1 protein-coding gene is annotated in these 1,828 nt (G+C 42.6%); it reads left to right on the top strand.

All coding sequences use genetic code 11. The features are described 5' to 3' along the window. Positions 1 to 1,457: IS110 family transposase (locus ACFSUO_RS16420; protein ID WP_382396106.1), on the top strand; the 1,457-nt coding region annotated here is incomplete at its 5' end. Positions 1,458 to 1,828 lie beyond the last annotated feature (371 nt).

Below are 1,828 nucleotides of genomic sequence, written 5' to 3'. Positions count from 1 at the left end.
CCTACTACAGAACTTCCAATTTACTAAACCTTAAAGGAGTGAAAACGATGGTATATCCATCATTTAATCATATTCAAGGGAAAATGGGAAGTTGTTGGGCAAATTTTGTTAGAAACACTGGATCTGAAAACCTGTTGCTCGTAGCGATAGATGCGGCGAAGTATACACACAAAGCGACGATTTGTACGTTTTATGGGGATATATTAGTCAGACCTTTTGAGTTTGATGCATCAAGTACCGGGTTTACTAAAGTGAAACAGTTTATCCAAGCGGAGAAACAGCGTCATCATATGAAAGAGGTTGTTGTAGGGATTGAAACCACGGGGCATTATTACGAGGATCTTGTGTGGGCCTGCAAGGCAGAGGGCTATCATGTCCGTGTTTTAAATGCCGCGACCACAGCACAGGAACGTCAGGCCCTGTTGAACTGGTCAAAGACAGATAATCTTGATCTGATGGCGATTGTGCAATCTATTATGCATAATCGGGGGACATCAAGCGAATTATCATCGGGTGATATCCATAAACTTCAGACGCTAACGCGTGCCCGTCGTGCACTGGTAGAAGAAGAGAGTGCTGTGCAAAATCAGATTCGTGTTTATGTGGATCACATTTTCCGCGAGTTTCAAGGGAAAAGTGTTTGGATAAACGGGAAACGCAAGCACATTCAACCTTTCTCCAAGCTGTTCGGGAAAGCTCCCCGTTATCTGATGCGGCATTGCCTGCATTCGACCGACATTCTAGAACTTGGAGAAGAAGGACTGCGGGCTGTTTCTGTCCGTGAGAACTTGAAAATACGGGATAAATCAATTGAAATCCTACTTGATTTCTCGCGGGATTCCATTTCCAAGCCTAAGGAGGCCGTGGAGGCGGAACAGTTTCTTTTGGATCAAAAACTGGATCAGCTGGAACAGCTGATGAAACAAATCAGCGAATTGGAAAAAGAGATTCAGGATTTATTTATTCAGACAGAAGGTGCAGTTATTCTTAGTGTACCTGGCATTGGGGTTGTAACGGGCGCAGAGCTTTACGCAGAGATGGGGAATAACTCTGATTTCGATCATGCAGGGCAATTAATAAAAATGGCGGGGACAAATCCGACAGTCATACAGTCTGGAGGCAGGAGCCCTTCCTATTATGCGGTTTCCAAGCAAGGGAGGAGAGTATTCCGGAATGTTGTGTACCAGGTAGGGAGATCCTTAGCCTCGAATAACCCTGAAATGAAACAGAGATTTGAAACTATGAAAGCGCGTGGAAAGCACCATCGTCAAGCTTATATTGCCTTGGGAAATCGGATGATTCGCTTGGCATTTTCGATGATCAGGTATCAGACACTGTATCGTACAGAACAGAAAAACTATACGCTGCATGATCAATTAAGTAAGAAATTATATAGTAAAAATGTGAAATATTTCTACGAGAAGTTTGTTGCTCCTGACAATTATTTATCAGCTTAATAGCAGTTTTGAATTGACTAAGAAATGAGCTGCACATGGTAGTTTTCACCTCAGTCAGGGCTTTGTGATTGCCGGTTCTTGTTTTTGTACAAATTATGAAATAGTTGTAACGTTATTTTATTTAACAATGGGGGTTCCTCTGGGACGTTAGATCACATTGAATTTGGTGCCTGAGGCTTCTTAAGACCTCGAGTGACAGCGTTATGGATCTTGTCCTGTAAGTACGAATAATACGTGAAAATCCAAGTTTGCATTTGCTAGGTTGTATCCTCTGCAGGATGAAAAAGCGAGATCCTTTCACGTTCCAGAGGGACCCCTATGATAAAGTTCTGTGGTAGATGGCTTTTCGGAAAAATCTTTAAATTCGAAGG

Source organism: Lentibacillus juripiscarius (assembly GCF_042685205.1).
In the GTDB taxonomy this organism is placed as follows: domain Bacteria; phylum Bacillota; class Bacilli; order Bacillales; family Amphibacillaceae; genus Lentibacillus; species Lentibacillus juripiscarius.
This window is presented reverse-complemented; position numbering and strand designations above follow the sequence as displayed.